17 protein-coding genes are annotated in these 22,815 nt (G+C 72.0%); 4 read left to right on the forward strand and 13 right to left on the reverse strand.

Features of this window, described 5'->3' with window-relative positions:
• Nucleotides 1-95: 95 nt before the first annotated feature.
• The 4 genes from AB0L95_RS00245 to AB0L95_RS00260 all read right to left on the reverse strand — a co-directional run bounded on the left by AB0L95_RS00245 (nt 96) and on the right by AB0L95_RS00260 (nt 4,957).
• A complete protein-coding gene (locus AB0L95_RS00245) occupies nt 96-605 on the reverse strand; it encodes an O-acetyl-ADP-ribose deacetylase (protein WP_365154583.1) in 510 nt (169 codons plus the stop codon).
• The gene (locus AB0L95_RS00250) at nt 602-2,011 is read right to left on the reverse strand and encodes an NAD(P)/FAD-dependent oxidoreductase (protein ID WP_365156416.1); all 1,410 of its coding nucleotides are present in this window, start codon (nt 2,009-2,011) and stop codon (nt 602-604) included. Before AB0L95_RS00250 ends, AB0L95_RS00245 begins: the two co-directional genes overlap by 4 nt.
• 158 nt (nt 2,012-2,169) lie before the next feature.
• On the reverse strand, nt 2,170-3,012 hold the full coding sequence (locus AB0L95_RS00255; RefSeq protein WP_365156419.1) for an inositol monophosphatase family protein: 843 nt from the start codon (nt 3,010-3,012) through the stop codon (nt 2,170-2,172).
• Between the two features lie 121 nt (nt 3,013-3,133).
• Entirely contained in the window at nt 3,134-4,957 is a 1,824-nt protein-coding gene (locus tag AB0L95_RS00260; RefSeq protein ID WP_365154586.1) for a gamma-glutamyltransferase, read from the reverse strand.
• A gap of 170 nt (nt 4,958-5,127) precedes the next feature.
• On the opposite strand from AB0L95_RS00260, the gene AB0L95_RS00265 reads away from it, so the two are divergent.
• Nucleotides 5,128-5,370 carry a DUF6480 family protein gene (locus AB0L95_RS00265; protein ID WP_365154589.1) on the forward strand — a complete coding sequence of 81 codons (243 nt, stop codon included), beginning with the start codon at nt 5,128-5,130 and terminating at the stop codon, nt 5,368-5,370.
• A 313-nt stretch (nt 5,371-5,683) separates the two neighbouring features.
• A complete protein-coding gene (locus tag AB0L95_RS00270) occupies nt 5,684-6,382 on the forward strand; it encodes a hypothetical protein (protein ID WP_365154591.1) in 699 nt (232 codons plus the stop codon).
• A gap of 25 nt (nt 6,383-6,407) precedes the next feature.
• On the opposite strand, the gene AB0L95_RS00275 is transcribed toward AB0L95_RS00270, so the two are convergent.
• The 8 genes from AB0L95_RS00275 to AB0L95_RS00310 form a co-directional block, all read right to left on the reverse strand.
• A complete protein-coding gene (locus AB0L95_RS00275) occupies nt 6,408-7,937 on the reverse strand; it encodes an NCS1 family nucleobase:cation symporter-1 (RefSeq protein ID WP_365154594.1) in 1,530 nt (509 codons plus the stop codon).
• 160 nt (nt 7,938-8,097) lie between these two features.
• Nucleotides 8,098-9,120, reverse strand: coding sequence for a TIGR03842 family LLM class F420-dependent oxidoreductase (locus tag AB0L95_RS00280; protein ID WP_365154597.1), 1,023 nt, complete (start codon nt 9,118-9,120; stop codon nt 8,098-8,100).
• An 11-nt stretch (nt 9,121-9,131) separates the two neighbouring features.
• A complete protein-coding gene (gene hydA, locus AB0L95_RS00285; protein WP_365154600.1) occupies nt 9,132-10,535 on the reverse strand; it encodes a dihydropyrimidinase in 1,404 nt (467 codons plus the stop codon).
• 115 nt (nt 10,536-10,650) lie between these two features.
• Nucleotides 10,651-11,493, reverse strand: coding sequence for a nitrilase-related carbon-nitrogen hydrolase (locus tag AB0L95_RS00290; RefSeq protein ID WP_365154603.1), 843 nt, complete (start codon nt 11,491-11,493; stop codon nt 10,651-10,653).
• Nucleotides 11,494-11,641: 148 nt separating this feature from the next.
• Complete coding sequence (locus AB0L95_RS00295; RefSeq protein ID WP_365154605.1) at nt 11,642-13,201, reverse strand: PucR family transcriptional regulator; 1,560 nt, start codon at nt 13,199-13,201, stop codon at nt 11,642-11,644.
• 116 nt (nt 13,202-13,317) lie between these two features.
• Nucleotides 13,318-14,601: an aspartate aminotransferase family protein gene (locus AB0L95_RS00300; RefSeq protein ID WP_365154608.1), complete on the reverse strand. Its 1,284-nt coding sequence runs from the start codon at nt 14,599-14,601 to the stop codon at nt 13,318-13,320.
• Nucleotides 14,598-15,437 (reverse strand): nitrilase-related carbon-nitrogen hydrolase, encoded by an 840-nt coding sequence (locus AB0L95_RS00305; RefSeq protein ID WP_365154611.1) that lies wholly within the window; start codon nt 15,435-15,437, stop codon nt 14,598-14,600. Before AB0L95_RS00305 ends, AB0L95_RS00300 begins: the two co-directional genes overlap by 4 nt.
• Nucleotides 15,438-15,623: 186 nt before the next feature.
• On the reverse strand, nt 15,624-17,030 hold the full coding sequence (locus tag AB0L95_RS00310; protein WP_365154614.1) for a hypothetical protein: 1,407 nt from the start codon (nt 17,028-17,030) through the stop codon (nt 15,624-15,626).
• Nucleotides 17,031-17,364: 334 nt separating this feature from the next.
• Here AB0L95_RS00310 and AB0L95_RS00315 point away from each other — a divergent pair, with 334 nt between their 5' ends.
• On the forward strand, nt 17,365-20,040 hold the full coding sequence (locus AB0L95_RS00315) for an ATP-dependent Clp protease ATP-binding subunit (protein ID WP_365156422.1): 2,676 nt from the start codon (nt 17,365-17,367) through the stop codon (nt 20,038-20,040).
• 15 nt (nt 20,041-20,055) lie between these two features.
• On the opposite strand, the gene ggt is transcribed toward AB0L95_RS00315, so the two are convergent.
• Nucleotides 20,056-21,852 carry a gamma-glutamyltransferase gene (gene ggt, locus AB0L95_RS00320; RefSeq protein ID WP_365154617.1) on the reverse strand — a complete coding sequence of 599 codons (1,797 nt, stop codon included), beginning with the start codon at nt 21,850-21,852 and terminating at the stop codon, nt 20,056-20,058.
• A gap of 104 nt (nt 21,853-21,956) precedes the next feature.
• On the opposite strand from ggt, the gene AB0L95_RS00325 reads away from it, so the two are divergent.
• Entirely contained in the window at nt 21,957-22,712 is a 756-nt protein-coding gene (locus AB0L95_RS00325; protein WP_365154620.1) for a hypothetical protein, read from the forward strand.
• The last annotated feature ends 103 nt before the right edge of the window (nt 22,713-22,815 follow it).

Genomic DNA, 22,815 nt, shown 5'->3' on the forward strand with positions numbered 1-22,815 from the left:
AGGGGTGCCTGCCGGAGGAGAGCGCGAAAAAAGGGTGCGGCGGAGTCCCGGGGATCGGAACCGGGACTCCGCCGTCGGTGCCGGCGTGGTTGACGTCAGTCGAGCTGCCGGACGAACGCCTCGTACGCCCGGTCGTCGAAGAGGACGAACCTGACCTCCTGGACGGCCGTCCGCGCGGCCCGCACCGTTTCCACCGCGATACGGGCGGCGTCCTCCATCGGCCAGCGGTAGACGCCGGTGGAGACGGCGGGGAACGCGACGGTCCGGGCGCCGAGGTCGTCGGCGACGCGCAGCGCCTCGCGGTAGCAGGACGCCAGCAGATGTCCGCGGTCCTCGGTGGCGGACCAGACCGGGCCGACCGTGTGGATCACCCAGCTCGCGTCCAACTCCCCCGCCGTGGTGGCGACCGCCTGGCCCGTGGGCAGGCCCTTGCCGTAGTGGGAGGCGCGGAGGTCGCGGCACTCCGCGAGGATCGCGGGGCCGCCGCGCCGGTGGATCGCGCCGTCCACGCCTCCCCCGCCCAGCAGGGAGGAGTTGGCCGCGTTGACGATCGCGTCGGCGCTCTGCCGGGTGATGTCGCCCTGGACCAGGGTGATGGTGGTCAACTCTGCCTCAGCCTTCGCCAGACGGCCTTCGCCGCGTTGTGGCCGGACATGCCGTGGACGCCGGGTCCCGGAGGGGTGGCCGACGAGCAGATGAAGACGGCCGGGTGCGGGGTGCCGTACGGGAACAGGGACGGTCTGGGGCGCAGCAGGAGCTGGAGTCCGGCCGTCGCGCCGGAGGCGATGTCGCCGCCGACGTAGTTGGCGTTGCGGGCGGCCAGTTCGGGCGGCCCCGCTGTGGCGCGGGCGAGGACGCGGTCGCGGAAGCCCGGTGCGAAGCGCTCCAGTTGACGTTCTATCGCGTCGGTGAGGTCGCCCCGCCAGCCGTTGGGCACATGGCCGTACGCCCAGAAGACCTGCTTGCCCTCCGGCGCCCGACTGGGGTCGGCGACGCTGGGCTGCACGGTGATGAGGAAGGGAGTGTCGGGCGCCCGGCCCTCCCGGGACGCCGCGCGCACGGCGGTGCCGATCTCCAGACTGTCGGCGCCGATCTGCACGGTGCCGGCGACGCGTGGTTCCTTCGCGGTCCACGGTACGGGGCCGTCCAGCGCGTAGTCGATCTTGAAGACGCCCGGGCCGTACCGGTATTTGTCGTAGTACCGCCCGAGTCCCGCGATCCGGGCCAGGGCCGTGGGCGAGGTGTCGAAGACGTACGCGCGTGCCGGGGGCAGGTCGTCGAGACGCTTGACCTCGTAGTCGGTGTGGACGGTGCCGCCGAGGTCCTTGAGGTACGCGGCGAGCGCGTCCGAGATGGACTGGGAGCCGCCGCGGGCCACCGGCCAGCCGCGGGCGTGCGCGGCCAGCGCGAAGACCAGGCCGATCGCGCCGGTGGCGAAGCCGTCGAGCGGGGCGATCACATGGGCGACGAGCCCGGCGAACAGGGTCTTGGCCCGCTCGTCGTGGAAGCGGCGCATCAGCCAGGTCGACGGGGGCAGGCCGACGAGGCCGAAGCGGGCCAGGGTGACCGGGTCCCGTGGGAGAGCGGTGAGCGGCAGGGACATGAAGTCCCGGGCCAGGGTGTCCCAGTGGCGGAGGAAGGGCTCGACCAGTCTGCGGTACGTCCCCGCGTCGCGCGGTCCGAACGAGGCGGCCGTCTCGGCCACGGACCGGGACAGCACCGCGGCGGTGCCGTCGAGGAAGGGGTGCGCCATCGGCAGGTCCGCGTGCAGCCATTCGAGGCCGTACCGCTCCAGGGGCAGTGCTCTGAAGGCGGGTGAGTTGATGCCGAGGGGGTGCGCGGCGGAACACGGGTCGTGCCGGAAGCCGGGCAGTGTGAGCTCCTCGGTGCGGGCACCGCCCCCGATGGTGTCGCGTGCCTCGAAGACGGCCACGGAGAAGCCGCGTCGGGCCAGCTCCACGGCAGCCGTCAGTCCGTTGGGCCCGGCCCCCACCACCACCGCATCGAGCATCGACGGCACCTCGGACTCCTTCGTCAGCCGACGGCCACTGGCCCTCAGGATATGCCGGGGGTCCGACACCGCAGCGGCGCGGGGCCGATCACCGAAGGAGGCCGCAGTTCCGTTTTCGGCATCCGACGTGGCGCCCGCGCCCGTCGGCGCGGGGGGTCTCAGGCGCCGGACAGCAGGTCCACCACGCGGCGGGCGGTGGCCTCGTCCCGGGCCGCGGTGAAGGGCAGGGTGTTGCCCCCGGTGATGCGGAACGGTTCGCCCGCCACCGTGCGGTGGGTGCCGCCCGCCTCCTCGACCAGCAGCAGGCCCGCGGCGTGATCCCAGGCCGCTTCCCAGCAGAACGCCGTGGCGTCCAGCAGGCCCTGGGCAATGGACAGGTACTCCAGGCCGGCCGAGCCGCACGCGCGCGGGCGGACGCCTTCCGTCTGCAGGCCGAGGAGCGCACGCTGCTGCTCGTCCGTCGTGTAGTACGGGTGGGACGTCGCCACCTCCAGGTCACAGCCCGGCGCGGGCGAGCCGGAGCGCAGGCGCCGGCCGTCGAGGAACGCGCCCCCGCCCCGTATCGCCGTGGCGAGCTGGTCCCGGGCCGGGGCGAAGGTCCATGAGGCGCGTACGACGCCGCCCTGGGCGAGCGCGACCAGGGTGCAGAATCCGGGGTCGCCGTGCACGAACTGGCGGGTGCCGTCGACGGGGTCGACGATCCACACGGGCGCCTCGCCGCGCACCGCGTCATAGGTCGCAGGGTTGGTGTGCACCGCTTCCTCGCCCACCACGACCGAGCCGGGCAGCAGCTTGGGCAGTGCCTCGGTCAGATAGGCCTCGGCCTTGCGGTCGGCGTCCGTGACCAGGTCGTGGGGACCGCTCTTCTCGTCGATCTCGTGCGCGGCGAGGCGACGGAAGCGGGGCATGATCTCGGTGGCCGCCGCCGTGCGGACGGCCTCCTCCACGTCGGACGCACGGCGGGCGAGAAACTCGTCGATGGTTTCGGTGTCTCCGATCAGCATGCGTCCATCAGAGCACGCAGCACTGACAATCCCCACCGGTTTAGTGCACCTACGGTGGAATCAGCGTGAACACCAGGTGCCGGGCCCGACCGGGCGGGCTCGCCCCCTCGCCCGCGAGTCAGCGTCCGACCGCGTATCCCTGCATCCCGCGCGGGTTCGCCGCCGCCGACAGCACGCCGGTCTCCGGGTCACGGGCGACCGCGCACAGCCGCCCTTCGGACCAGGCGCCGCCGACCGTGACGCCATGGCCGCGCCGGCGCAGCTCCTCGACGACCGCCGGGTCCGTGCGGGACTCGACGGTGACGCTGCCGGGCCGCATGCCGCGCGGGTAGAAGGAGCCGGGGAAGCTGTCATTGTGCCAGTTCGGGGCGTCGATGGCGCCTTGCAGGTCGAGGCCGCCGCGCACCGGCGGGCGCAGCACGGCCGCCAGGAAGAAGTGCAGCTGCCACTGATCCTGCTGGTCGCCGCCGGGCGTGCCGAACGCGAGTACGGGCACGCCGTCGCGCAGCGCGATCGAGGGAGTGAGGGTGGTACGGGGGCGCCGCCCGGGCGTCAGGGAGTTGGGCAGGCCCTCGTCCAGCCAAGTCATCTGGAGCCGGGTGCCGAGGGGGAAGCCCAGTTCGGGCACCACCGGGTTCGACTGCAACCAGCCGCCGCTGGGGGTGGCGGCGACCATGTTGCCCCAGCGGTCCACGACGTCGAGATGGCAGGTGTCGCCGCGGGTCGCGCCGTCGGCGCCGACGTCCGGGTCGCCGGGCACCGGGGACGTGGGGCGCCGGGCGACCGTCGGCTCGCCGGCCCCCATCGGGTCGAACCCGGGCTCTTCGGCCACCACGCGTGCGTACTCGCTCAGGCGCGGGACACGGCCGGAGGGAGCCCCGGGGCGCAGGTCGTACGACGCCTTGTCGCCGATCAGGGCACGCCGCCCGGCGTTGTAGGCGTCGGAGAGAAGCACGTCGAGGGGCACCTCGGCGGCGTCGCCGTACCAGGCCTCGCGGTCGGCCATGGCGAGCTTGCAGCCCTCGATCAGCAGGTGGACGTAGTCGGCGCTCCCGTAGCGGGGCAGCTCGGGCGGGAGCAGGGCGAGCTGCTGGAGGAGGACCGGGCCCTGGCTCCACGGGCCGGCCTTGCACACCGTCCAGCCGTTCCAGTCGTAGGTCGCCGGTGCCTCGTAGGTCGCGGACCAGGCGGCGAGGTCGTCGCCCGTGAGGGTGCCGGTGTGGTGCTCCCCCGTGACGTCCAGCGTGGGCCGCCGCGCCTGCCGCACCAGGGCCTCGGCGATGAATCCGGACCGCCACACCGAACGGGCGGCCTCGATCTGCGCCGCCCGGTCCCCGGCCCCGGACACCTCGGCGAGCAGCCGTTTCCAGGTGGCGGCCAGCGCGGGATTGCGCAGCAGGGCGCCGGGCCGGGGCGCCTGCCCGCCGGGCAGATAGACCTCGGCCGACGAGGTCCACTCGTTCTCGAACAGTTCCCGCACGCTCTCGACGGTCTCGCCGACGCGCTCCACGGGCGCGTGCCCGTGTTCGGCGTAGCCAATGGCGTACTTGAGGACGTCGGCGAGGGATTTCGTGCCGTGATCGCGCAGCAGCAGCATCCAGGCGTCGAAGGCACCCGGGACGGCGGCAGCGAGCGGTCCCGTGCCGGGGACGAGGGTGAGGCCCAGAGCCCGGTAGTGGGCGATGCCGGCTCCGGCGGGGGCCACGCCCTGTCCGCACAGCACCTGTACCTCGCCGCCCGCCGGGGCGAGGAGGATCGGGACCTCGCCGGCCGGCCCGTTCAGATGCGGCTCCACGACATGCAGGACGAACGCCCCGGCGACGGCCGCGTCGAACGCCGTGCCGCCGTCCTCCAGCACCGCCATCGCCGACTGCGAGGCCAGCCAGTGGGTGGAGGACACCATGCCGATGGTGCCCTGGAGCGTGGGACGGGTCGTGAACACGGCGGACTCCTCACCACGGGGACCGATCCCGTGATCGTACGCACCCGGCCGCCACCCGGACACCCCCAGCGGAACCGTCCCTTTTATTCGATAATGTCGCATAAGGGGTGTGTACAGGGGTACTCACCCTCGGCAGACACCACATCGACCGGGAGAGTGAGGCGGACGGCATGCGAGACAGGGAGTACGGCGGTCCGGACCCCGAGTCGGCGCGGGCCCCTCGCGTGGAACCGGGCGGGGTTCCACCGGGTGAGACTCCGCCCGGCGAGGGCAGCACTTCGGATGCCACCCCGAACCTGTCCTACGACCGGACCCGCGGCTGGGCCAAGGGTCCACTGATCGCGATCATGTTGCTGACCCTGCTGGTGGCCGGCTTCTTCCTGACGTACGCGCTGGCACTGATCCTCCGGTAGTCCGCCACGCACATCGGATGCGCGGGGCGGCGGGTCCGGACCGTTCGCGGGCCGGACCCGCCGCCCTTCGACGTCCTGGTGCACGGACCCGCGCGGGAGGGTCCCCGCGAAGGCGCCCGAAGACACAACTCGCCCAGACATAAAGGGCACACCGTGGCGAGCGCAGCGAAACTCACGGACCGTCAAGGCCGGGCCTGTCACCGCCCGGCCACGGAGCGAGTTCGCCCTTTCGCCTCACAGGGAGTCATGTGAGACTGGCGTCCCGCCCACAGTGCGGACTCCTGCCGCACCGTCCCCCCACGAGAAGTGGCCCGTGCTCTCTCTGCCTCTGCCGCTCGCTCTGACCGCGCGTCTGCTGCCGGTCGCCGTGCTCGCCTCGGCGGGCTGGGCCATGTCGTCCGGGCCGCTCGCCGCGGCCCCGGCCACCGTCCAGAAGCCGGAGCAGGGGGCCCAGAAGACCCAGGACACGGCGAGCGGCTCCCCGGGGTCCGCCTCGCCCGCGGCGCCGCAGGCCACGGCCAAGGCCTACGCCACCGCGCCCCCGCCGTGCACCGCCCTGGCCAAGGGCACGATCACGTCGCTCGTGCCGGGCACCAAGACGGCCGGCAAGGAGATCCCGTCGACGGACGCCACCATCCGGCGCACCTGCTCCTGGAACGCGCTCAAAGGCTTCGACTACCGCTGGCTGGACGTGACCTTCGAGATCACGGACTCGGAGGCCACGGCGCAGAAGGCGTACACGCAGCGCACCACGGAGAAGAGCGGCGGAGGCGCGGTCCCCGGTCTCGGCGACGCCGGCTACTCGGTGGTGAACCTGACCACGGAGGACAAGCAGCAGACCCGCGAGGGCGTGGTGCTGATCCGCTCGTCCAACGCGCTGGTGTCGGTGACGTACAACGGCAGTGACTTCGAGACGAAGAAGGCACCCGGCAGCGACGAGATCAACAAGGGCGCCATCAAGGCCGCCCGGGAGGCGGTGACCGCGCTGGAGAACGGCGGGAAGCAGAGCTGACCGTTCTCCGCGCGCGGCCCGCCCGTCACGCCGTGGCCACCTCGCGGCGCCGCAGCAGCATCAGCGCCAGATACAGCACCAGAGAGGTGCCGAGGCCGACCGCCCAGCCGTAGTCCGCGAGGGGCTTCAGGGCCGGGACGGGACGTCCGTCGATCAGCGGGTGGAAGTCCGCGCCGCCGATCGCCAGCACCCCGCCCACGACGAAGGCGAGGACGGCCCGCCAGTTCCAGCCGCCCGCGTACCAGTACCGGCCCCCGCCCGAGCGGTAGAGGTCGGCGAGGTCGAGGCGGCCGTGGCGCAGGACCCAGTAGTCGGCGATGAGGATGCCGGCCACCGTCCCCAGCAGACCGCCGACGAGACCGAGCCAGGTGAAGATGTAGCCCTGCGGGTCGGAGTAGAGCTTCCACGGGAAGATGAGCACACCGAGCACACAGGTGATGAGGGCGCCGGTACGGAAACTGACCTTCCGGGGCGCGACGTTGGAGAAGTCGAAGGCCGGCGAGACCAGGTTCGCCGCGATGTTCACGGACAGGGTCGCCACCAGGACCGTCACCAGGGCGTAGAGCAGTCCGGCCACGCTGTCGGTCTTGGCGGCCAGTTGCACCGGGTCCCAGACGGGCTTGCCGTAGACCGCCTGCGAGCCCGAGGTGACCAGCACCGACAGGAACGCGAACAGGGTCATCGTGGTCGGCAGGCCCAGGGCCTGGCCCCAGGTCTGGGCCCGCTGGCTCTTGCCGTACCGGGTGAAGTCCGGGATGTTCAGCGACAGCGTGGACCAGAAGCCGATCATGCCCATGAGGGAGGGCCAGAACAGCTTCCAGAAGCCGCCGCCCCAGCCGAGCCTGGAGGGCTGGTCGAAGAGCGGGCCGAGGCCGCCGGCCTTGCTGCTCATCCACCACAGCATCACGACCGCGCCGACGAGGACGAAGGGCGCGGCCCAGTTCTCGAAGCGGCGGATGGTCTCCATGCCCCGGTAGATGATGGCGACCTGGATCGCCCAGAAGATGGCGAAGGACAGCCACATCGTCCAGGCGTAGCCGCCCACCTTGGACGCGTTCGCCCAGCTGTCGCCGATGAGCTTCCCGGCGAGGAAGTAGATCGCCTCACCGCCGATCCAGGTCTGGATGCCGAACCAGCCGCAGGCCACCAACGCCCTGACGACGGCGGGCAGATTGGCGCCGCGCACACCGAAGGAGGACCGCGCGAAGACCGGGAAGGGAATCCCGTACTTGGGTCCCGCGTGCCCGGTGAGCAGCATCGGGACCAGCACGATCACATTGGCCAGGGCGATGGTGAACACCGCCTGCTTCCAGTCCATGCCGACGGCGATCAGACCGGAGGCCAGGGTCCAGGAGGCCGTGTTGTGGGCCATGCCCACCCACAGCGCGGAGAAGTTGTACGTGGTCCAGGTGCGCTTGTCGACGGGGACCGGGAGGAGGTCCTCGTTGGCGTACGGGCCGCTCGGCGGCGGGGAGCCCGGGGCGAACTCCACGCGGCCGTCGGGGCGGACTACTTGGTCGGACATCGGTATGGCCGAGGGAACGGTGTCGGTCATGGGCAGGCCCATCGTGAGGTGAGGTGGGAAACGCCGTGCGGGCGGCGCCGATGGGGGGTGCGCGCCCCGGAGGGATCAGCGGGGAACGCCCTTGGCCCCCTCCCCGGGGGAGCGGGAAGGGGACGAGCGGGGACGGGGGATCCCGAGGACCCTCCGTGGACTAGCCGTTGACCGCCGGGATGACCTGTGACCCGTAGGCGTCGATGACGGCTTCCTGCGCGTCGTGCATGTCGTAGACGGCGAACTGGTCCACACCGAGTTCACGCAGCGCGTTGAGCTTCTCGATGTGCTTCTCGACCGGGCCGATCACACAGAACCGGTCCACGATCTCGTCCGGCACGAACCGGGTGTCGGGGTTGTCGCTGCGCCCGTGGTGCGCGTAGTCGTACCCTTCCCGGGCCTTGATGTACTCGGTGAGTTCGTCGGGTACGGAGCCGGAGTGCGCGCCGTACTTGGCGACGAGGTCGGCGACGTGGTTGCCGACCATGCCGCCGAACCAGCGGCACTGCTCCCGCGCATGGGCGAGCGCCTCGGGCGAGTCGTCCTCGGTGACATACGCCGGGGCGGCCACGCAGATCGTGACGTCGGAGGGGTCACGGCCGGCTGCCACCGCCGCGTCCTTCACCGCCTTGACCATGTACTCGGTCAGATACAGATCGGCGAGCTGGAGGATGAAGCCGTCGGCCTCCTCGCCGGTCATCTTCAGCGCCTTCGGGCCGTACGCGGCCATCCACACCGGCAGTCGGGCGCCGGGCTTGATCCACGGGAACTTGACGACCGTGCCGCCGCCGAGGTCGGCCTCCTCGCCGCGGCCCAGCGCCCGGACGACCTTCATGGCCTCGCTGATCCGGGCCAGGGTGTTGGGCTTGCGGCCGGCGACGCGCATCGCGGAGTCGCCGCGGCCGATGCCGCAGACGGTGCGGTTGCCGAACATGTCGTTGAGGGTGGCGAACGTGGAGGCCGTGACCTCCCAGGTGCGGGTGCCCGGGTTGGTCACCATGGGGCCGACCGTCAGCTTGCGGGTGTTCGCCAGGATCTGGCTGTAGATCACGAACGGTTCCTGCCACAGCACGGCCGAGTCGAAGGTCCAGCCGTAGCGGAAGCCGTTGCGTTCGGCTCTCTTCATCAGGCTGACGACCCGCGAGGCCGGCGGGTCGGTCTGCAGGACGAGTCCGAAGTCCATGAGCGCCACTCCTAGTTGAGGTACTGACAGGTGGAGCGGGGGGTGTAGGCGCCGTGCCCGGCGTGTCCGGTGAACTCCCGCTCGGTGATGACGGGTTCGCCACGGGACAGGACGGTCTCGACCCGGCCGGTGGTGCGCCTGCCCTCGTAGGCCGAGTAGTCGACGTTCATGTGGTGGGTCTCCGCCGACATCACCTGTTCGGCGTGCGGGTCGTAGATGACGATGTCCGCGTCCGCGCCCGGGGCGATGGTGCCCTTCTTCGGGTAGAGGCCGAACATCCGGGCGGGGGCGGCGCAGGCGATCTCGATCCAGCGGCGGCGGGAGATGTGCCCGTCGACGACGGCCTGGTGCAGCAGGTCCATACGGTTCTCGACGCCCGGGAGACCGTTGGGGATCTTGGAGAAGTCGCCCCGGCCGAGCTCCTTCTGTCCCACAAAGCAGAAGGGGCAGTGGTCGGTGGAGACCACCTGGAGGTCGTCGGTGCGCAGGCCCCGCCACAGGGCGGCCTGGTGCTCCTTGGGCCGCAGGGGCGTCGAGCACACGTACTTGGCGCCCTCGAAGTCCGGCTCGGCGAGGTTGTCGGTGGACAGGAACAGGTACTGCGGGCAGGTCTCGCCGAAGACGTGGAGTCCCTCGTCGCGTGCCCGGGCCAGTTCGGCGACCGCCTCCTGCGCCGAGACGTGCACGACATACAGGGGCGCCCCGGCGACCTGCGCGAGTTTGATGGCGCGGTGGGTGGCCTCGGCCTCCAGCAGGGCCTTGCGGACCTCGCCGTGGTAGCGCGGATCGGTCTCGCCGCGGGCCAGCGCCTGCTCGACGAGTACGTCGATCGCGATGCCGTTCTCGGCGTGCATCATGATCAGTCCGCCGTTCTCGGCGGAGCGCTGCATGGCCCGCAGGATCTGGCCGTCGTCGCTGTAGAAGACGCCGGGGTAGGCCATGAACTGCTTGAAGGAGGTCACGCCCTCCTCGACCAGCAGGTCCATCTCCTTCAGCGTCTCCTGGTTGACGTCGGAGACGATCATGTGGAAGCCGTAGTCGATGGCGCAGTTGCCCTCGGCCTTGGCGTGCCAGGCGTCCAGGCCCTCGCGCAGGGTGCGGCCGACGCTCTGCACCGCGAAGTCGATGATGGTGGTCGTGCCGCCCCAGGCGGCGGCCCGGGTGCCGGTCTCGAAGGTGTCGGAGGCGAAGGTGCCGCCGAACGGCAGCTCCATATGGGTGTGGGCGTCGACGCCGCCCGGGATCACGTACTTGCCGGTGGCGTCGATGGTCCGCTCGGCCGTGAAGGCCGCGGCGGCCGGGGTGCCGGACGCGGCGAGGGCGGCGATGCGGCCGTCCTCGATCAGGACGTCGGCATGGATCTCGTCGGACGCGGTGACGACGAGGCCACCGCGGATGACGGTACGGCTGCTCATGCTGCCTCTGCTCCCTTACCTGGCGTGGTCAACACTGCTGTCGTGGCTGCCGTGCGGGACAGCCGTCGCCGCCGGCCCGGTCGGCGCCCGGCCGGACCGGCGGACCCGGCGCCGGTCAGGGAGCGGTCAGCGGCCCGTAGGCGCCCGGAGCCCGGTCCCGGTAGAACTGCCAGCGGTCGCGCACCTCCCGCAGCTTCGCCAGGTCCAGGTCGCGCACGACCAGCTCGGTCTCCTTGTCGCTCGCCACCTCGCCGACGAACTGCGCCTCCGGGTCCACGAAGTACGAGGTCCCGTAGAAGTCGTTGTCGCCCAGTTCCTCGACGCCCACCCGGTTGATCGCCCCCACGAAGTACTCGTTGGCGACGGCCGCGGCCGGCTGCTCCAGCTGCCACAGATAGCCGGACAGGCCCCGGGAGGTGGCCGACGGGTTGAACACGATCTCCGCGCCCGCGAGGCCGAGGGCCCGCCAGCCCTCCGGGAAGTGGCGGTCGTAGCAGATGTAGACGCCGATCCGGCCGACCTTGGTGTCGAAGACGGGCCAGCCGGAGTTGCCCGGGCGGAAGTAGAACTTCTCCCAGAAGCCCTTCACCTGCGGGATGTGGGTCTTGCGGTACTTGCCGAGGTAGGAGCCGTCCGCGTCGATCACCGCGGCGGTGTTGTAGAGCACTCCGGGCTGCTCCTCCTCGTACATGGGCAGCACGAGGACAAGGCCCAGCTCCTTCGCCAGCGCCTGGAAGCGCTGGACCACGGGTCCGTCCGGGATCTGCTCGGCGTACTCGTAGAACGCCGGGTCCTGCACCTGGCAGAAGTAGGGGCCGTAGAACAACTCCTGGAAGCACAGGACTTGGGCACCCTGCGCGGCCGCGTCGCGGGCCGCCTGCTCGTGGACCTGGATCATCGACTCCTTGTCGCCGGTCCAGGCGGTCTGGAAGACGGCGGCACGGATCACTCTGCTCATCGGGACCTCCGGTCGCTCGGTGTGCGGCGAGCCTAGGAAGGCGGCGGGTCCGGGTTGAGTTGCACCGTGTCACGTCTGACGGCGCACCGCGTTCCACGGTGTCACCCCGGCTCGTGCGCGGTGGTTTCCGGCGTGTTCCCATGGCGTCTCACCCGAGTTGGGCATCGTGCGCGAGCAGCGCGATGTGCACGGAGGCGGCCTGCTCGAAGTCGTCGAGGTCGACCCCGAGACGGGCCTCGATGGCCTCCAGCCGACGGTAGAGCGCGGGCCTGCTGACATGGTGCAGCTGGGCGGTGCGGGACTTGTTGCGGCCGGTGGCCAGATAGGTCCGCAGCACGGGCAGCAACTCCTGCTCGGCGTCGCGTCCGGACAGCAGCCCGTCCAGCTCCCGTTCGGCGAAGGACTGCACCTGCGGGTCGTCGCGCAACAGCCGGATCAGACCGCGCAGATGGACGTCCCTCAGCCGTACGACGGCCGGCAGGTCCTGGGCCGCGGAGTGACCGGCGACGGCGTCGGCCACATGCCGGGCCTCGCGCAGCCCGGCAGGCACGTCCTCCCAGGCGGTGCGCGCGTCGGCCGCGGCGACGACCGTACCGAGAGCGCCGGACTCGGTCCGCAGCCGGCCGGCGAGATGCGCGGTCAGCGCCTCGGCGTCCTGGTCCCGGGCGAGGCTGAGGAGGACGGCGGTGGCCCCGTCGGCGAGTTCCGCGACGAGTCCGGACAGCCCCAGCAGCCGCAGGACGCGGTCGAGAGCGGCCGGTTCGCCGTCGCGTACGACGAGGGGGACGAAGGCACGACGGTTGACGGGCAGTCCGGCTGCTCTGGCCCGCGGCAGCAACTGGCGGGCGGGGACGACGCCGGAGACGAGATCGGTCAGCAGGCTCTGCGCGGACTGCTCCTCCCAGGAGTGCGCCGCGCCGCCGAGCATGCGGTGCAGCACCAGGGCCTCGGCCGCGCGCTCGGCCAGCAGGCGCCCGATGGGGCTGTCGCCGCGATAGCCGCACAGCACGATCCTGCCCCAGCGCTCTCCGCGTCCGCCCAGCTCGGCGCGGACCCAGCCGTCGCCCTCGCTGCCGCCCGCCTGCCGGGCGACGCGCTCCCAGTCGCGCAGCACATCGTCGACCGCGGGCCGCTCCCCCGCCGTGGCGAGCACCCGGTGGGCGAGGTTGGCGAGGATCACGGGACAGCCTGCGTGCACGGCGACCTCGTCGAGCAGCCGCTGCAGCGGGGCACCTGCGGTGATGAGCCCGGTCAGGGCCGTGCGGACGGCCTCGGACAGGCTCACGGCCGCGAACTTGCGCCGCACCAGCCGGGACTGGACCTCCTCCGTCAGTTCGGCGAAGGGGAAGGGCCGGTGCAGGACCACCAGGGGCAGTCCGCAGCGCTCGGCGGCCCGGCGCATCACGTCCGGGGGCGCGGGGAAGGCACGGCCGAGCCCGAGGACGACGGCCGCGGCCTCCGCGCGGTGCAGGGACCGGATGTACTCGGCCTGCTTCTCGGTGTCGCCGGCGAGCAGCACTCCGGTGGTGAGCACCATCTCGCCGCCGCTGAGCATGACTCCGACATCGGGTGCCTCGGCGACATGCACCCAGCGCACCGGCCGGTCGAGGTGTCCGGCGCCGGCGACCACCTCGGGCTCTCCGGCGAGCACCCGGTCCAGGGTGAGGACCTGGCGTACCGACAGGGCGGGTTCCAGGGCGGTGGTCATGGCGACGTTCCCTTGCTCAGGTCATCGACTTGTCGATGAGGACCCCTCATGACGACGCTGTGGAGGGGCTGGTGCTGTGGCCGAAAAGGCTTGCCGTGCCAGGGGCCGGCGGGTGGTCACCCGACGCTCCTGAGGGCCCGTTCGAGGATCGCCGCGCCCTCCTCGGCCTCCGCGACGGTGAGCGTGAGCGGCGGGGCGATACGCAGGACGCTGGTGTTGTGCCCGCCGCCCTTGCCGATCAGCAGTCCGCCGTCGCGGGCGGCCTCCAGCACGGCGGCCGCCGCGTCCGGGTCGGCCTCGTCGGTGCCGGGCCTGACCAGTTCGACACCGACCATGAGGCCCCGCCCGCGCACCTCCCGGACGACCGGAAGCTGTGCGGCGACGGCCCGCAGCCGCTCGATGAGCAGCCCGCCGACCCGCCGGGCGTTGCCCTGGAGGTCGTGCTCCAGCAGATAGATGAGGTTCGCGAGCCCCGCGGCCATGGTGATCTGGGTGCCGCCGAACGTCGAGATGGAGTTGGCGTCCAGGCAGTTCATGATCTCGGCCCGGGCGACGACCCCGCCGACGGACATGCCGTTGCCGATCCCCTTGGCGAAGGTGAGCAGGTCCGGCGGCCCGCTCCGGCCGTGCGCCTGCCAGCCCCAGAAGTGGTCGCCGGTGCGGCCCCAGCCGGTCTGCACCTCGTCGGCGATCCACAGGATGCCGTGCTCCTGGAGCACGTCCCGGAAGGCCGCGTACAGCCCGTCGGGCGGCGAGGTGAAGCCGCCGACGCCCTGGATGGGTTCGGCGATCAGCGCCGCGGGCGGCCGGCCCTGTCCGAGCAGGTCCTTCAGGTCCGCGACGCAGGCCGCGATGAAGTCGTCGTCGCTCAGGTGGGCGAAGGGGCCTCGGGTACGGACGCCTCCGTGGACGTACAGGGTCCCCAGCGGGGACAGCGAGGTGGGGGACCAGCTGCGGTTGCCGGTGATGCCGACCGAGCTGAAGGAGCGGCCGTGGTAGCTGTTGCGCATCGCCAGGATCTGGTTGCTGCGCCGGTAGGTGGTCGCGAGCAGCAGCGCGGTGTCGTTGGCCTCGGTGCCGGACGTGGTGAAGAAGACGCGGGCGTCCGGGATGCCGCTCAACCGGGCGATGCGCTCGGCCAGTTCGACCATCGGCCGGTTCAGGTAGAGGGTCGAGGAGTGGACGATCCGCCCTGCCTGCTCGCTCACCGCCTTGGTGACCTCGGGCAGCGCGTGCGCGGTCATGGTGGTGAGGATCCCGCCGAAGAAGTCCAGGTACTTCCTGCCGTCGGCGTCCCAGACGTGGCGGCCCTCGCCGTGGGTGATCTCCAGGGGGTCCTTGTAGTAGAGCGCGAGCCATTCGGGCAGGACGGCCCGGTGGCGGGCGTAGAGGTCGCTCACGGCTTCACCAGTCCTTCGTACGCGTCGGGGCGGCGGTCGCGGTAGAACGCCCACTGCTGCCGCACTTCTTCGATGAGGTCGAAGTCGAGGTCCCGGACGATCAGTTCCTCCTTGTCGCCGGCGACGTCGCCCACGAACTGCCCGCGGGGGTCGACGAAATAGCTCGTGCCGTAGAAGTCGTTGTCGCCGTACTCCTCGCGGCCCACGCGGTTGATCGCGGCGACGAAGTACTCGTTGGCGACGGCCGCCGCGGGCTGTTCCAGCTGCCAGAGGTAGGCCGACAGACCGCGCGAGGTGGCGGAGGGGTTGTAGACCAGCTGGGCGCCGTTGAGGCCGAGTTGCCGCCAGCCCTCGGGGAAGTGCCGGTCGTAGCAGATGTACACGCCGACCTTGGCGACCGCGGTGTCGAAGACAGGCCAGCCGAGGTTGCCCGGCCTGAAGTAGTACTTCTCCCAGAAGCCGTTGACCTGGGGGATGTGGTGCTTGCGGTACTTGCCGAGGTAGCTGCCGTCGGCGTCGATCACGGCGGCCGTGTTGAAGTAGAGGCCGGACTGCTCGATCTCGAAGACGGGGACGACGATCACCATGCCGGTCTCGCGGGCCAGTTCCCGCATCCGGGTGACCGTGGGCCCGTCGGGCACCGGCTCCGCCCAGCGGTAGTGCTCGGGCTCCTGGACCTGGCAGAAGTAGGGGGCGTTGAAGACTTCCTGGAAGCCGATGATCCGCGCGCCCTGCCGGGCCGCCTCCAGGGCGTGCGCCACATGCTTGTCGATCATGGATTCGGTGTCGCCGGTCCAGGTCGCCTGGACCAGTGCGGCGCGTACGACGTGGGCCATGATGCCGCTCCTTTGCCTCAAGTCCCGGTGCGGACGTCAGCGAGCCTCTACGCCCGTAGAAACAGGTGGTAGAGGCTCGAACGTAAGCCTCTGGGGAGGCCTTGCCAAGACCATCGTCGTCAACCCGCTGTGTCGATCACGTTTCGCACCCCTGCGGGTTAAGTGATCGGATCGCCGCCGGGCCGCTCAGGCGCTGAATCCGGCGACTCTCAGGGCGTGGACGAGGTCCCAGTGCCGCTCGTCGGAGACGCCCCGGGCCGCCCGGAGGAGCAGCGGCAGGAGGTGTCCGGGATCCGCCGCGACACTGCGGGCCGCCTCCTCGGGGGTCCGCATGCGGACGTAGGCGTCGAGGAGGGCGCCGACCTCACGGTGTCGGCCCTCGGCGCTCAGGCCCAGCACGGCCTCGCCGATCTCGCTCGCCGGGCGTACGACGCCCTGGCGCAGCATCTGCTCCCCGTCGGCGGTGCGGCCCGCGGCGGTGAGCGCGTCGGCGGCGGCGACGAGGCGGTCCGCGGGCAGGGAGGCGGCCTCCCACAACAGGGTGGCCCAGTCGGCGGCGAGTCCCGCGCGGTGCAGTTCGTCGGCGAGCAGCGGGTAGCGGGCGGCTGGCCAGTGGGCGGCCTCGACGAGCAGGGCATGAGCCTCGCCGCTACGGCCCTCGGCACGCAGCCGGGTGAGCGCCGCGACGGTGTCAGCGGTGATCCGCCGGTCCGCCTGGCCGAGGGGCTCCGCCGGGCGCTCCTCTGGCGGGGTCCCCGGCCCGGGGTCCGCGGCTCCGGCGAACCGGGCGCCGCGCGGGCCCCGGCGGCCGGGTGCGGGGTCCGCGGCGGCGGGTGCGGGGCCCGTCGGCGCCTGCTGGACGTGCATCACCCCGGCGAACCGGGCGCTGCCCCGGGGGCGGCGTCTCGGGCGCTGCTCGGCCGAGGGGACAGGGTCCGCGAGGGCTGGACCCTGCGGGACGGACGGGTGGGAGCCGTGCGGTGCCGCCCTGTCCGGGACGGCCGGGTCGGCGGGGTGCGCCTCGCCTCGGAAGGCCGCCCCGGGGGTCCTTGAGGCCCGCGCGTCCTGCGCGGGCGGGCGCCGGGCCCGGTGGTCCAGGGCCGCCGTACGGCGGCGGAGTTCCGCGATGCGGGCCGTGGCGCGTGCGTGGTCGTCCCGGGCCCAGGCCAGGTCGACACGGAACGACTCGGCCTCCTCCCGGGTCGCGGCCGACTCCAGGCGGCGGCCGAGTTCGGCCTGACGCTCGGCCGCGTAGCGCTGTTCGCGGAGCATCACATCGAGCCGGTCGCCGAGGGCGGCCCAGCCGCCCGGTCGGGCGTCGTGCGCGGCGGCCGAGGCACGGTGCAGCGCCCGCGCGCGGTCGGACTCCCGGGCGGCGCTCGCGGGCCCGTAGGCCGTGGCGACATCCTGCAGCAGCGCCTCCAGGACGTCCCAGGGAGGCACCTCCCGGCCGGCGAGGCAGGCCCGCATACCGTCGGGGTCGCGCTGCCAGAAGACCGCGCACCAGCCGTCGTTCCGGTCGAGCCGCGCCAGCAGCCCGTTCAGGTAGTCCGCGAACTCCCTGACCTGTGCCGGGAGTTGTTCCACAGCCATCGCCCAGCTCCCGCCCGACTGGAGTACTCCGGTCCGGTAGACAACACCAGGTGCGTTACGGGAGGGCTACGGGGAGTTTTCGGACCGGCCGCAGAGCGCTCTGTCGGAGTGCGCACGCGCCGTGCGCGCCTGCTCCACCGGGCGCGCTCCTCCCGTGCACGCCCCTTTGCCGGGCGGGCTCCGGACATGCCGCGGGAGTGCGTTCGTGCCATCGTGGTCTACGAGCGGCGCGCGCGCCCCACAGGTGTAACCGGGCCCCGTCCGGGCACCCGGCACCGGCACGTCGATCAGCGAGCGTGTCCCGGGCCCCGCCGGGACGCCGGAACGGATGGCCATGACCAGCGGCTTCAACGGTTCGCAGGGCTACGGCTCGGACCCCTTCCAAGAGTTCTTCCGACGCATCTTCGGCGGCGGGCCGCGCCCGGGTCCGCGCCAGATCGACCTGGGCCGCCTGCTGAGCGAGCCCGCCCGGCAACTCGTCGCCGGCGCCGCGCGGTACGCCGTCGAGCACGGTGCCCGCGACCTCGACACCCAGCATCTGCTGCGCGCCGCGCTCGCCACCGAACCGACCCGGAGTCTGCTGAGCCGGGCCGGCGCGGACCCGGACTCGCTGGCGACGGAGATCGACCAGCGCTGGGGGCCGGTCCAGCACCCCGAGGACGCCCCGCCCCCCACGTCGCTCTCGCTGACCCCGGCCGTCAAGCGCGCCCTGCTGGACGCGCACGATCTGGCCCGGTCGAGCGGCGCCGGCTACATCGGGCCCGAACACGTGCTCACCGCCCTGGCCGCGAACCCCGACTCCGCCGCCGGGCACATCCTGCACTCGGCGCACTTCGCGCCGCCCTCCCTGCCGCCCGAGGCGGCCGACGCCGCCCAGCCGCGCCCGGAACGGCCGCGCCCCGCCTCGACGCCGACCCTGGACAAGTACGGCCGCGACCTGACCGATCTCGCGCGCCAGGGCCGTATCGACCCGGTGATCGGGCGGGACGAGGAGATCGAGCAGACCATCGAGGTGCTCTCCCGGCGCGGCAAGAACAACCCTGTGCTCATCGGCGACGCGGGGGTCGGCAAGACCGCCATCGTCGAGGGGCTTGCCCAGCGCATCGCCGACGGGGACGTGCCGGACGTCCTGCTCGGCCGCCGGGTGGTCGCCCTGGATCTGCCCGGTGTGGTCGCCGGCACCCGCTACCGCGGCGACTTCGAGGAGCGGCTCACCAACATCGTCGGCGAGATCCGCGCGCACTCCGACGAGCTGATCATCTTCATCGACGAGTTGCACACGGTCGTCGGTGCGGGCGGCGGCGGCACGGAGGGCGGGTCCATGGACGCGGGCAACATCCTCAAGCCCGCCCTGGCCCGCGGCGAACTCCACATCGTGGGCGCCACCACTCTGGAGGAGTACCGCCGGATCGAGAAGGACGCGGCGCTGGCCCGCCGATTCCAGCCGATCCTGGTGCCCGAGCCGTCCGTCGCGGACGCCATCGAGATCCTGCGCGGGCTGAGCGACCGCTACGAGGCCCACCACCAGGTCCGCTACACCGACGAGGCGCTGGTGGCCGCCGTGGAGCTGTCCGACCGCTATCTCACCGACCGCCATCTGCCGGACAAGGCGATCGACCTGATCGACCAGGCCGGCGCCCGGGTGCGGCTGCGCGCCCGGACCAAGGGCACGGACGTACGGGCCATGGAGCGCGAGGTCGAGCAGCTCGCGCGGGACAAGGACCAGGCGGTGGCCGACGAGCAGTACGAGCAGGCCACCCAGTTGCGCGACCGCATCGCCAAGCTGAAGGACCGGATCGGGGAGGCCTCCGGGGAGACCGAGGCGGACGAGGGGCAGCACCTGGAGGTCACCACCGAGGCGGTCGCGGAGGTGATCTCCCGGCTGACCGGGATCCCGGTCTCCCGGCTCACCGAGGAGGAGAAGCAGCGGCTGCTCGGCCTGGAGGAGCATCTGCACGAGCGGGTCGTCGGGCAGAACGAGGCGGTCAGCGTGGTCGCCGACGCGGTGCTGCGCTCGCGCGCCGGGCTGTCCAGTCCGGACCGGCCGATCGGCAGCTTCCTCTTCCTCGGCCCGACGGGTGTCGGCAAGACGGAACTGGCCCGCGCCCTCGCGGAGGTACTGTTCGGCAGCGAGGAACGCATGGTCCGCCTCGACATGAGCGAGTACCAGGAGCGTCACACCGTCAGCCGTCTGGTGGGCGCGCCGCCCGGGTATGTGGGCCACGAGGAGGCCGGCCAGCTCACCGAGGTGGTACGGCGGCATCCGTACTCGCTGCTGCTGCTCGACGAGGTCGAGAAGGCGCACCCGGACGTCTTCAACATCCTGCTGCAGGTCCTCGACGACGGCCGGCTCACCGACGCCCAGGGCCGCACGGTGGACTTCACCAACACCGTCATCGTGATGACGAGCAACCTCGGCTCCGAGGCGATCACCCGGCGCGGCGCGGGCATCGGGTTCGGGCCGGGCGGCGCCGAGGCCGACGAGGAGGCGCGTCGCGAGCAGGTCCTGCGCCCGCTGCGCCAGCACTTCCGGCCCGAGTTCCTCAACCGTATCGACGAGATCGTGATCTTCCGTCAGCTGACGTCCGATCAACTGCGGCAGATCACCGACCTGATGCTCGACAGGACGCGTCGTCGGCTGCAGTCCCAGGACATCGGGGTCACCTTCACCGAGCGGGCCGTGGACTGGCTGGCGCGGCGCGGCTTCCAGCCGGAGTACGGTGCGCGCCCGCTGCGCCGGACCATCCAGCGCGAGGTCGACAACCAGCTGTCCCGGCTGCTGCTGGACGGCCGGATCGAGCGGGGCGGCCGGGTCGAGGTGGACGCGGAGGACGGACAGTTGCTCTTCCGGCCGGAGCGGCCCGCCCGCCGGGAGCAGGCCGAGGCTACGCAGCCGGGTGCGCGGGGCGCCACGGAGCCCGGCCGGTCCGGTGCGGACGGCTCGCCTCCCGCGGTACAGGGCGGCGAGACGGCCCGTCCCGAGGGGGACGGGGCCGCCCGCCCCGAGTGAGCCGCCCGTCGGCCGTTACGGCGCCGGGTTCACGACCATCGCGGAACCGCCGCCGCGCCGCACCTTCTCGGCGGCGGCCAGCCACTTGCCGCCGGGCAGCCGCTGCACGCCGGTGGCGGCGCCGATCTCCGGGTTCAGTGTGAAGGAGTGCCCGATCGCCTCCAGTTGTGCCCGCAGGTCGCTGTCGTAGAGGGCCGGTTCGAGTTCCGTCTTCGCCGCGTTGCGCTGGCTGGCGCGCGGTGCGGCGATGGCGTCGACGAGCGGCAGATGCCGGTCGAGGAACTCGGTCAGGGTCTGCAGCACGGTGGTGATGATGGTCGCGCCGCCGGGCGAACCGAGCGCCACGACCGGCCGTCCCTGCTTGTCTAGCACGATCGTCGGCGATATGGACGAGCGGGGCCGCTTGCCCGGGCCGGGCAGGTTCGGGTCGTGGACGGCCGGGTTGGCGGGGGTGAAGGAGAAGTCCGTCAGCTCGTTGTTGAGCAGGAACCCGCGGTGCGGGACAGTCATGGCGCTGCCGCCGGTCTGCTCGATGGTCAGCGTGTAGGAGACGACGTTGCCCCATTTGTCGGCGACGGTGAGATGCGTGGTGTTCTCGCCCTCGTACGTCGTCGGGGCGGCTGTTCCCCCGGTGCCGCAGGCCGCCGGGTGGCGCGGGTCGCCGGGTGCGAGCGGGCTGGTGAGGACGGCGTCGTCCTTGATCAGGCAGGCGCGGGAGTCGGCGAACCGCTGGGAGAGCAGTCCCTTCGTGGGCACGTCCTCGAAGGCGGGGTCGCCGACCCAGCGCCCGCGGTCGGCGAAGGCGATCCGGCTCGCCTCGATGAAGTGGTGCAGATACTGCGCCTCGCTCGCCTTGGAGAGGTCGGTCCGCTCCAGGATGTTGAGCGCCTCGCCGACCGTGGTGCCGCCGGAGGAGGACGGTGCGATGGAGTAGACCCCGAGGCCGCGGTACGAGGTCTTGGTGGGCGCCTGGAGCTTGGCCCGGTAGACCGCGAGGTCCTTCTCGGACAGTTTGCCGGGACGGGCGTTCCAGCCCGAGGACGGGTCCACCGGGGGCTTGTCGACGGTGGCGGCGATGTCGTCGCCCAGATCGCCGTGGTAGATCGCGCCGATACCCTTCCTGCCCAGCTCCGCGTAGGTGCGGGCGAGGTCCGGGTTCTTGAATGTGGAGCCGACCGCGGGGAGCGCGCCGCCCGGCAGAAACAGCTTGGCGGTGTCCGGGAAGTAGCGGAAGCGGGTCTCGTTGGACGCGGTCTGGGAGCGGAAGGTGTCGTCGACGGTGAACCCGTCGCGGGCTATGCGCTCGGCCGGCTCAAGGACCGTGCCGAGCCGTCTGGTGCCCCACTCGTCCAGCGCCTTCTGCCAGGTGGCGGCGGTGCCCGGGGTGCCGACGCTCAGGCCGCTGCTGACCGCGTCGGCGAAGGAGAGCGGCTTGCCGTTCTCCACGAAGAGGCCGGAGTCCGCGGTGAGCGGGGCCGTCTCCCGGCCGTCGACGGTGTGCACCGTGCGGGTTTTGGCGTCGTAGTAGACGAAGTAGCCGCCTCCGCCGATACCCGCGGAGTAGGGCTCGGTGACGCCGAGCGCGGCGGCGGTGGCGACGGCCGCGTCCACCGCGTTGCCGCCCTTGCGCAGCACCTCGATCCCGGCGGCGGAGGCGTCCGCGTCGACGCTCGCCACGGCCCCGCCGTACCCGACGGCCACGGGGACCTTGTCCGGTGCCGGGGTGGACGACGGCGGTGCCGCCGCTCCCACCGACACCACGGCGGCCGAGACCGCCCACACCGCCAGTTTCCGTCCGACAGGGCGACGCATTCGTACCTCCAGTCGACGTCCGTCCACCGAGCGTAACCGCATTGCCATGGTCCCGTCAGTCCCATCGAACACCGGTCCGCAGCGGCCCGCTACCATGCCCGGCCATGAACGACGACGTGCGCAACATCGTCCTCGGGGTGGTCGCGGCCGGCATCAGCGCCGCGATCGGCTGGCTCGCCCGGACGTATCTCTGGAAGCGGAAACTCCGCCGCAAGCAGGCGTTCTTCGGGCTGCCCGACAATTCCGAGTCGCTACTGGTGGTCAACCGCGAGGCGGGCGGGCCCGAGTTGACGGTGATGCGCCACGACGTGTTCGCCTTGCTGGAGCTGTCCGCGCTCATCAAGGACTGCGGGGCCCATGCCCAGGTCGTCGCGCACGACGCCGCCCAGCAGGGTTTCGGCGAGCGCACGGAGTTCTGCGTCGGCGGTCCGGCGTCGAACCGCCGGATGGCCGCCCACCTCAACTCGCTGCTGCCGGGCATACGGATCAACACGGACGCGGAACCGGGCCCGGAGCGCGGCGCGTTCGCCGTCGGGGGCAAGCACTATCTGCTGGAGTCGGGGCGGGCGGAGTATGTGATCCTGGCCCGGCTCACCGCGGACCTGGGTCGCGGCGCGCGTCCCGTCTTCCTCTTCTGCGGTCAGCGCGCGATCACCAACCAGGCCGCGACCCGCTATCTCGCCCGCCACCACGAGCGGCTGGCACGCAAGTACGGGACCGGTTCCTTCGTCCTGCTGCTGAAGGTGGTCAACTCCCAGGCGTACGGGCCGGACGTGGTGGAGCTGGTGGCGGACGTCACCCGGGCCGCGCAGGCCCCCGCACCGGAGGAATCCCCCTCCGACACCTCACGTGTCCCCTAGGTTTGCTGAGACGTCAACAATCGTTACTCGCACGTAACTTACCGACGGGTTACCCCTGGTAAAGACAGGAGGTTACCGTCTGGTCACTTTGCACTGACACGTG

The sequence above is a fragment of the Streptomyces sp. NPDC052036 genome (assembly GCF_040680495.1).
In the GTDB taxonomy this organism is placed as follows: Bacteria; Actinomycetota; Actinomycetes; order Streptomycetales; family Streptomycetaceae; genus Streptomyces.

Excerpts from the sequence above, each read along its gene's own strand:
- AB0L95_RS00250 (WP_365156416.1), bottom strand. The coding sequence starts at position 2,011 with ATGCTCGATGCGGTGGTGGTGGGGGCCGGGCCCAACGGACTGACGGCT.
- AB0L95_RS00265 (WP_365154589.1), top strand. The coding sequence starts at position 5,128 with ATGCGAGACAGGGAGTACGGCGGTCCGGACCCCGAGTCGGCGCGGGCC.
- AB0L95_RS00275 (WP_365154594.1), bottom strand. The coding sequence starts at position 7,937 with ATGACCGACACCGTTCCCTCGGCCATACCGATGTCCGACCAAGTAGTC.
- AB0L95_RS00280 (WP_365154597.1), bottom strand. The coding sequence starts at position 9,120 with ATGGACTTCGGACTCGTCCTGCAGACCGACCCGCCGGCCTCGCGGGTC.
- hydA (WP_365154600.1), bottom strand. The coding sequence starts at position 10,535 with ATGAGCAGCCGTACCGTCATCCGCGGTGGCCTCGTCGTCACCGCGTCC.
- AB0L95_RS00290 (WP_365154603.1), bottom strand. The coding sequence starts at position 11,493 with ATGAGCAGAGTGATCCGTGCCGCCGTCTTCCAGACCGCCTGGACCGGC.
- AB0L95_RS00295 (WP_365154605.1), bottom strand. The coding sequence starts at position 13,201 with ATGACCACCGCCCTGGAACCCGCCCTGTCGGTACGCCAGGTCCTCACC.
- AB0L95_RS00305 (WP_365154611.1), bottom strand. The coding sequence starts at position 15,437 with ATGGCCCACGTCGTACGCGCCGCACTGGTCCAGGCGACCTGGACCGGC.
- AB0L95_RS00310 (WP_365154614.1), bottom strand. The coding sequence starts at position 17,030 with ATGGCTGTGGAACAACTCCCGGCACAGGTCAGGGAGTTCGCGGACTAC.
- AB0L95_RS00315 (WP_365156422.1), top strand. The coding sequence starts at position 17,365 with ATGACCAGCGGCTTCAACGGTTCGCAGGGCTACGGCTCGGACCCCTTC.
- ggt (WP_365154617.1), bottom strand. The coding sequence starts at position 21,852 with ATGCGTCGCCCTGTCGGACGGAAACTGGCGGTGTGGGCGGTCTCGGCC.
- AB0L95_RS00325 (WP_365154620.1), top strand. The coding sequence starts at position 21,957 with ATGAACGACGACGTGCGCAACATCGTCCTCGGGGTGGTCGCGGCCGGC.